The following is an 8,173-nucleotide window of genomic DNA, read 5'->3' on the forward strand; positions in this document are numbered from 1 at the left end:
TAGTTTCCTTTTCTTTGCTACTCATACATTTCTGTTTTTAATTTTTTCTTTGGTAAAAATACAAAAATCATATTGCTAACAATTTAATTTTAGTTTATTTTTAAAAATGGAATCCGAAAGCGCCTTTAATTGCAAAATTATTTGCATTTGGTACATCTCTATAATTTCCTCTCCAGCTAAAATCTAATCGGAAAACTTTAAAAATATTTCCAATACCTACATTATATTCTATATATGGTTTATCTGGTGCTAAATAACTAATATTTGAGGCATTTAATGCTTTGTTTTCATCTGAAATTTCTCCCCAAACACCTTTAACTCCAACAATTTCACGTAGATTTAATTTTCTTAACAATGGAATTCTCGATAAGAATCGACCATTAAAACTATGTTCAACGTGTAAAGATGCATAAGTATCCGTTACAAATTCGTAATAATCTAATAATGAATAGGTATTTTCAATGGTGAAATACGATTGATTTCCTGGCACAACATTTAACAATCCTAAAGGTGCTTCTCCAAATGTTTTACCTACTTCAAAAGTTGTAAACATACGTCCAAAACCACCAATTAAAATTGGCTGTTTGTAATAAAACTGAATCTTTTCATAGTCAAAATCGCTATTAAGAACACCTTTTATACCACGTGAATAATTTAAAAATAAAGTTGAGTAGGTTGTTGAAACCTCGTTACGTTCAACACCATAACCAATAGTTTTTCTATTTGGTGTATATCTTATTGAAAAATCTATTTCACTTTGTACAACATCCGATTTTTTTATTCCATTATCTTCATCAACCCAATAATCTAAATTAAAAGTTTCTGGCGATGCGGATTTTAAGGTTCTATAAGATGCTCCTAACCTAAATTCTAAATTGTTTTTTGGTTCTATTGAAAAGAATACATTAGATAAATTTATAGATGTTAATTTGCTATTATCACCTGAAGAAAATAAAGATGAAGATGCAAAACTTCTTCCTAAAACATCATTTGTTGTAGTTAAACTTACACCTATTTGCTCAATATCTCTTCTGTTTCCAGCTCCAATGGTAAATCTACTTTTTGGATCTAACATCCATTTTCCTGAAACACCATATTTAAATTGATTATCTTTTAAACCGTATGCGGTATAGGCTTGTACACGCCAAGGTTCATTTCCGCCAAGGTACGTTCTTCCTCCAACTCTAATTCGCCATCCTTCAACATCATTTTTTCCAAAAGTGGAGAAAATTGGTCCGTAATCAAATTTATTATATTCTATATAACCTGATCCTAAAATGGAAACTAAATTATACAATCTTTTAAACTTGGGAACCGTTGAAAGTGTATCGAGCATTTTATAAATACCCAATTCATTTTCATTTAATTTTTCCTGCCTATTTACACCCCAATAATCTTCCGTTTTATTGTAAATATTTTGGTCGTAAATATTACTTTCTATGGCGTAAAACTTATCTTCTTTTGGCAAATTAAATGCATAGTTTTTGTACATAGTTGTACGTTTCCCATACAATCCTTTAGATTTATCTTTCTTATTTAAACTAAAATCCGACAACATATAATCTCGTTTCAATAAAAACACCGAGTCGTTTAGTACGTCAAATTCTTGTTCTATATAAATGTCTTTTACCCAGTTTATATTGGCACTTTTGTTTACTTGCATATTAATTTCTTTAATAGCAAAAGTGGTATCATTTACCCAAAAATCTCCTTTAAAAGTCAGTTCTCCTTTTCTTCTTGGATAATAAATAATATTGTAGCACCATTTATTATCAACAAAAGCACTGTCTGACAACACATAATTATATGTGGAAACACCAGCAGCTTTTGAGATTGGGCTTACAAAACTTTTATCAAATATTTTAATATAGCTATCATATACATCATAGTCTACATATAAATCTTTAATAAAAGCTATAACATTTTGGTTAGAATTAAATCCCGAATTTTTATTTGCAATTAAATCTTCTCTAAGTTTTTTACCACCGGTATTTCTACCAAAAGAATTGTAAACAGATTCATTAATAAAAATTGGTAAATACGATTTTCCTGTGATGTTTGAAGTGTCAATTTCTTCAAATATAAATTCCATTCCTTTAAAAAGCTTTTTCTTCATAAAGGCGCTATCTACATTATTCATATCAAATTCAAGCTTTTCATACTTTTCATATTGATATTGATCAAATAAATATATACCATTGTGACGCTTTCTGGCCCAAATTTTTTCTAAAATAGCAATAGCCGGATTCCCCTTTTTCTTAACCTTTCCACCATAAATAAATACTTCGCCTAGTTGTGCAGCAGCTTCTGTTAAAATAATCTTTAAATTATAGTCTCTGTTTTTTACACTAAGCTTTTTGGTGTCAAAACCTAAAAAAGAAACTTCAATTTGGGTGTAGGTTTTATCAGACTCTAAATAAAATTTCCCATTTTCATCTGAAACGGTTCCTATATTAGACCCAACAAACACAATGTTTGCAAATGGAATTGACTGATTTTGTTCATCAATTACTACTCCACTTATTTTTACTTGGGCAAAACTGTTTAAACAAAACAATAAAGCCAAAATAAATATACTTTTAAACTTATTTCTCATAATATAAAAAAAAACACCTTTCAGGAAAAACCTGAAAGGAGTTTATAACGCAAATTTTATTCCATTATTTTATGTACAATACATCTTTTACTGCTTTAACAACATCGTTAAAGTTTGGCAACCATTCTTCCATTAATACCGGAGAGTATGCTGCAGGTGTATCTGCTGTTGTAATTCTTCTTACAGGAGCATCTAAATAATCAAAGATATTTTCTTGTACTTGGAAAGTAATTTCCGAAGAAATACTAGCAAATGGCCAAGCTTCTTCTAATACAACCAATCTATTTGTTTTTTTAACTGAAGTAAAAATAGCTTCAAAATCCATTGGTCTAATAGTTCTCATATCTAAAATTTCAACAGAAATTCCTTCTTTTTCTAATACTTCGGCCGCTTTATAAGCTTCTTTAATAATTTTACCAAAAGAAACAATTGTTACATCTGTACCAACTCTTTTTACATCTGCCACACCAATTGGTATAATATATTCACCTTCTGGAACTTCACCTTTATCACCATACATTTGTTCTGACTCCATAAAAATAACTGGATCGTTATCTCTAATAGCAGCCTTTAATAATCCTTTTGCATCATATGGATTTGAAGGTACAATAACCTTTAATCCTGGTGTATTTGCAAACCAATTTTCAAAAGCTTGCGAGTGCGTTGCTCCTAATTGACCAGCAGAACCTGTTGGACCTCTAAAAACAATAGGACAATTTAATTGTCCGCCAGACATTTGTCTAATTTTTGCAGCATTATTTATAATTTGATCAATACCAACCAAAGCAAAGTTAAAGGTCATAAATTCAACAATTGGTCTATTACCATTCATTGCTGAACCTACTGCAATTCCTGTAAATCCTAACTCAGCAATTGGAGAATCAATAACACGTTTTGCTCCAAATTCATCAAGCATTCCTTTAGATGCTTTGTATGCGCCATTATATTCTGCAACCTCTTCACCAATCAAAAAGATAGATTCATCTCTTCTCATTTCTTCACTCATTGCCTCACAAATGGCTTCTCTAAATTGTATAGTCTTCATTATATATAAATATTTACCGTTCGCAAAAGTAATCAATTCTTATTTTACTTTCAAAAAAATTACGTTTTATAAAATATTACTATGCGTGCATAGTAATTTTAAAAAAAAGTAGTACATTCGTAAAAATAACATTAAATAACTACTAATTTTAAATTAAAAACCCAAATATATAATAAAATGAAAATATTAGTTTGTATTAGTCACGTTCCAGACACTACATCAAAAATTAATTTTACAGAAAATGATTCTAAATTTGATAGTAACGGCGTGCAATTTGTCATAAATCCTTATGATGAATTTGCTTTAACAAGAGCAATGTGGTTTAAAGAAAAACAAGGAGCAACAGTTACAGTAGTAACCGTTGGAAATGCCACAACAGAGCCAACCTTAAGAAAAGCTTTGGCAATTGGTGCTGATGAAGCAATTAGAGTAAACACAGAGCCTTTAGACGGATTTACAGTAGCAAAAGAATTGGCCATTGTTGTTAAAGAAGGTGGTTTTAATTTAATTTTAGCTGGAAAAGAATCTATAGATTATAATGGTGGAATGGTACCTGGAATGTTAGCCGCATTATTAGATTTTAGTTTTGTAAATGCCTGTGTTGGCCTTGAAATTGAAGGCGAAAAGGCAACAATACAAAGAGAAATTGATGGAGGTAAAGAAATTTTATCTTCAAATTTACCTTTAATTATTGCTGGTCAAAAAGGTTTGGTTGAAGAAAAAGATTTAAAAATTCCTAATATGCGCGGAATTATGATGGCGCGTCAAAAAAAATTAACAGTTGTAGAACCTTCAACAAATGAAAATGCTACATCTACAATTTCTTTTGAAAAACCTGCAGCAAAATCTGCTTGTAAAATTGTTGATAATGTTGATGAACTAATTAGTTTGTTACACAATGAAGCCAAAGTAATTTAATTTTAGTCTAATACAAAAACATTAAAAATATATGTCAGTTTTAGTTTTTGCCGAAACATCGGAAGGAAAATTTAAGAAATCAGCTTTTGAAGTAACATCGTACGGAAAAAAAGTTGCAGAACAGTTAGGAACAAATGTAGTGGTGTTGGCAATTAATGCCATTGAGCCACAATCTTTATATAAATATGGTGCAGAAAAAGTATTAAATATAAACAATGCCAATTTAAAATTTAATGCTAAAATTATTGCAAATATTATTAAACAAGCTGCTGAAAAAGAAAATTCTAAAGTACTAATATTAGATGCTAATACTAATGGTTTATATGTTGCACCAATGGTGGCAGTAAATTTAAACGCAGGTTATGCAAGTAATGTTACAGCCTTACCAAGTTCAATTACTCCATTTACTGTAAAAAGAAAAGCATTTTCAAGCAAAGCCTTTAATTTTACACAAATTAGCACAGATGTAAAAGTGCTTTCGTTGTCAAAAAATTCATTTGGCTTAGTTGAAAATGAAATTGCCGGAACTTTAGAAGAATATTCTCCATCAATTTTAGAAAGCAATTTAACTTCAATCTCTGTTGAACAAACTAAAGGAAAAGTTACAATTGCAGATGCTGATATTGTAGTTTCAGGCGGAAGAGGCTTAAAAGGTCCAGAAAATTGGGGAATGGTTGAAGAATTAGCTTCCGTTTTAGGTGCTGCCACGGCTTGCTCTAAACCAGTTTCAGATTTAGGCTGGAGACCTCATAGTGAGCACGTTGGGCAAACTGGAAAACCCGTAGCATCTAATTTATATATTGCTATTGGAATTTCAGGAGCTATTCAACATTTAGCTGGAATAAACTCATCAAAAGTAAAAGTTGTTATTAATACAGATGCCGATGCTCCATTTTTTAAAGCAGCAGACTATGGCATTGTTGGAGACGCTTTTGAAGTTGTTCCTAAATTGGTTGAAAAGTTAAAAGAATTTAAAGCAAATAACGCATAAATTTTCCTAAATTGTGCCTCTTAAAAAAGACTGTCTAATAATTGAGCATTAAGTCCTTTGATTAGACAGCCTTTTTTATTAAATTTAGCTTATGAGTTTAGTTCGTTTAAATATAAAAGGCATATCCTATAGTCAAACGCAAAGTGGTGCGTATGCACTAGTTTTAAGTGAAGTGGAAGGAAGCAGAACCTTACCCATTGTTATTGGCGCTTTTGAAGCGCAGTCAATTGCCATAGCATTAGAAAAGGAAATTAAACCTCCAAGACCACTTACTCACGATCTTTTTAAAAGTTTTGCCGATAGATTTCAAATCACCATTAAACAAGTTATCATCCATAAATTAGTGGATGGTGTTTTTTACTCTAGTTTAATATGTGAACGCGATCATATTGAAGAAATAATAGATACCAGAACATCCGATGCCATTGCTTTAGCTACCAGATTTAATGCTCCTATTTTTACTTATGAAAATATTTTAGATAAAGCTGGAATTTATTTAAAAATTAAAGATGAATTATCTCCTGAAAAAGAAGATAAAGACATTGAAAAGTTAATTGAAAAACCAAAAAAAGAAGCTTCCTATTCTAAAGATACTTTAAAACAGTTAAACGATAAATTAGACCAAGCTGTTTTAAATGAAGATTATGAATTAGCCGCAAAACTTAGAGACGAAATAAACAAACGTACTTCTTAATACCATGTTACCCTTATGATAAAAAAGATTTCTTTATCTGCCCTATTACTATGTAGTATAGTTACCCTTAACGCTCAAGAAACAATTCCAACTCCCATAATAGACAATCAAGGATTTTCAGTAAATTCTATGTTACGTGGTGTATTAGGTATGGTTTCTTTACTTCTAATAGCTTATTTATTTAGTAGCAATAGAAAAGCCATAAACTGGAAAACAGTTGGAGCTGGCTTATCTGCACAATTATTAATTGGAATTGGAGTTTTAAAAGTTCCGTTTATACAAGCAATTTTTGAATTTGTTGGTGGAATTTTCACCAATATATTAGATTATACTGCTGCTGGAAGTATATTTTTATTTGGTGATTTAATGAATGGTGATTCGTTTGGTTTTATCTTTGTTTTTCAAATTCTTCCAACAATTATTTTCTTTTCTGCATTAACATCACTTTTATTTTATTTAGGAATAATCCAATTAATAGTAAAAGGATTGGCTATAGCTTTAACAAAATTATTACATATTTCAGGTGCTGAAAGTTTATCAGTTGCCGGAAATATATTTTTAGGACAAACTGAAGCTCCTTTAATGATTAAAGCATATTTAGAACGCATGAATCGTTCTGAAATATTATTGGTAATGATTGGTGGAATGGCCACGGTTGCCGGAGGTGTTCTAGCTGCATATATTGGTTTTTTAGGTGGAAGTGATCCAGAATTACGATTACAATTTGCCAAACATTTATTGGCCGCATCTGTAATGGCTGCTCCTGGAGCCATTGTAATTTCTAAAATGTTATATCCACAAACCGAAACCATTAATACAGATGTAAATGTTTCTCAAGATAAAATTGGGTCAAACATTTTAGATGCCATTGCAAACGGAACAACAGAAGGGTTAAAGTTAGCAGCAAATGTAGCTGCAATGCTATTAGTTTTTGTTGCTTTAATTGCCATGTTAAATGGAATTTTAGGTTGGTTTGGCGATATTACTAATTTAAACGATTGGATGGCTGCAAATACACCGTATCCTAAATTTACTTTAGAAGCTATTTTAGGAACTATTTTTGCACCATTAATGTGGTTAATTGGTGTAGCAACAGAAGATATTATGTTAATGGGACAATTGTTAGGTGTAAAATTAGCCGCAAGTGAATTTGTAGGCTATATTCAACTAGCTGAATTAAAAAACGTAGCAAGCGTAACTCATTTTACATATAATAAATCTGTTATAATGGCAACCTACATGTTGTGTGGTTTTGCAAATTTTGCTTCTATTGGAATTCAAATTGGAGGAATTGGATCTTTAGCACCATCACAAAGAAAAACCTTGTCGGAATTTGGTATGAAAGCTCTTATTGGAGGTTCTATAGCATCACTTTTATCGGCAACAATTGCAGGAATGATTATAGGTTAAAAACTCACTGTTGGTATTAAACGATTAAACAAAATAAATGAAACAATATTTAGACTTAATAAAACACGTTCAGGAAAAAGGAATTTTAAAAGAAGATAGAACTGGAACCGGTACTAAAAGTGTTTTTGGGTATCAAATGCGTTTTGATTTAAGTGAAGGTTTTCCAATGCTAACTACTAAAAAACTGCATTTAAAATCTATTATATATGAACTTTTATGGTTTTTAAAAGGCGATACAAATATTGAATATTTAAAAGAAAATAACGTTAAAATTTGGGATGCTTGGGCTAATGAAAATGGTGATTTAGGTCCGGTTTACGGACATCAATGGCGTAATTGGAACAGTGAAGGAATTGATCAAATTACAGAAGTTATTAACACCATAAAAACAAATCCAGATAGCAGAAGAATGCTAGTTTCCGCTTGGAACCCAAGTGTTTTACCAGACACTTCAGTTTCATTTTCTGATAATGTTGCTAACGGAAAAGCAGCTTTACCTCCATGTCACGCATTTTTTCA

Annotated in this window: 7 protein-coding genes; 5 read left to right on the top strand and 2 right to left on the bottom strand. The window is 30.8% G+C overall.

Going from position 1 to position 8,173, the window contains the following annotated elements; all coding sequences use genetic code 11:
• Positions 1–100 precede the first annotated feature (100 nt).
• Both ABY298_RS13245 and ABY298_RS13250 read right to left on the bottom strand, forming a co-directional pair.
• Complete coding sequence (locus ABY298_RS13245) at positions 101–2,596, bottom strand: DUF5686 family protein (RefSeq protein WP_372746537.1); 2,496 nt, start codon at positions 2,594–2,596, stop codon at positions 101–103.
• A 64-nt stretch (positions 2,597–2,660) separates the two neighbouring features.
• Positions 2,661–3,641: a pyruvate dehydrogenase complex E1 component subunit beta gene (locus ABY298_RS13250; RefSeq protein WP_372746538.1), complete on the bottom strand. Its 981-nt coding sequence runs from the start codon at positions 3,639–3,641 to the stop codon at positions 2,661–2,663.
• A 177-nt stretch (positions 3,642–3,818) separates the two neighbouring features.
• On the opposite strand from ABY298_RS13250, the gene ABY298_RS13255 reads away from it, so the two are divergent.
• The 5 genes from ABY298_RS13255 to thyA all read left to right on the top strand — a co-directional run.
• The gene (locus ABY298_RS13255; protein WP_372746539.1) at positions 3,819–4,559 is read left to right on the top strand and encodes an electron transfer flavoprotein beta subunit/FixA family protein; all 741 of its coding nucleotides are present in this window, start codon (positions 3,819–3,821) and stop codon (positions 4,557–4,559) included.
• A 31-nt stretch (positions 4,560–4,590) separates the two neighbouring features.
• Complete coding sequence (locus tag ABY298_RS13260; RefSeq protein ID WP_372746540.1) at positions 4,591–5,550, top strand: electron transfer flavoprotein subunit alpha/FixB family protein; 960 nt, start codon at positions 4,591–4,593, stop codon at positions 5,548–5,550.
• A gap of 91 nt (positions 5,551–5,641) precedes the next feature.
• Positions 5,642–6,244, top strand: a complete 603-nt coding sequence (locus ABY298_RS13265; RefSeq protein ID WP_372746541.1) for a bifunctional nuclease domain-containing protein — start codon at positions 5,642–5,644, stop codon at positions 6,242–6,244.
• A 15-nt stretch (positions 6,245–6,259) separates the two neighbouring features.
• Positions 6,260–7,654, top strand: coding sequence for a NupC/NupG family nucleoside CNT transporter (locus ABY298_RS13270; protein WP_372746542.1), 1,395 nt, complete (start codon positions 6,260–6,262; stop codon positions 7,652–7,654).
• Between the two features lie 37 nt (positions 7,655–7,691).
• Positions 7,692–8,173 (top strand): thymidylate synthase (gene thyA / locus ABY298_RS13275; protein ID WP_372746543.1); only part of this gene is annotated, 482 nt, incomplete at its 3' end.

The organism is Lutibacter sp. (assembly GCF_041596795.1).
Classification (GTDB): domain Bacteria; phylum Bacteroidota; class Bacteroidia; order Flavobacteriales; family Flavobacteriaceae; genus Lutibacter.

Coding starts and splice junctions, on each gene's coding strand:
- ABY298_RS13245 (WP_372746537.1), bottom strand. CDS start 2,596: ATGAGAAATAAGTTTAAAAGTATATTTATTTTGGCTTTATTGTTTTGT.
- ABY298_RS13250 (WP_372746538.1), bottom strand. CDS start 3,641: ATGAAGACTATACAATTTAGAGAAGCCATTTGTGAGGCAATGAGTGAA.
- ABY298_RS13255 (WP_372746539.1), top strand. CDS start 3,819: ATGAAAATATTAGTTTGTATTAGTCACGTTCCAGACACTACATCAAAA.
- ABY298_RS13260 (WP_372746540.1), top strand. CDS start 4,591: ATGTCAGTTTTAGTTTTTGCCGAAACATCGGAAGGAAAATTTAAGAAA.
- ABY298_RS13265 (WP_372746541.1), top strand. CDS start 5,642: ATGAGTTTAGTTCGTTTAAATATAAAAGGCATATCCTATAGTCAAACG.
- ABY298_RS13270 (WP_372746542.1), top strand. CDS start 6,260: ATGATAAAAAAGATTTCTTTATCTGCCCTATTACTATGTAGTATAGTT.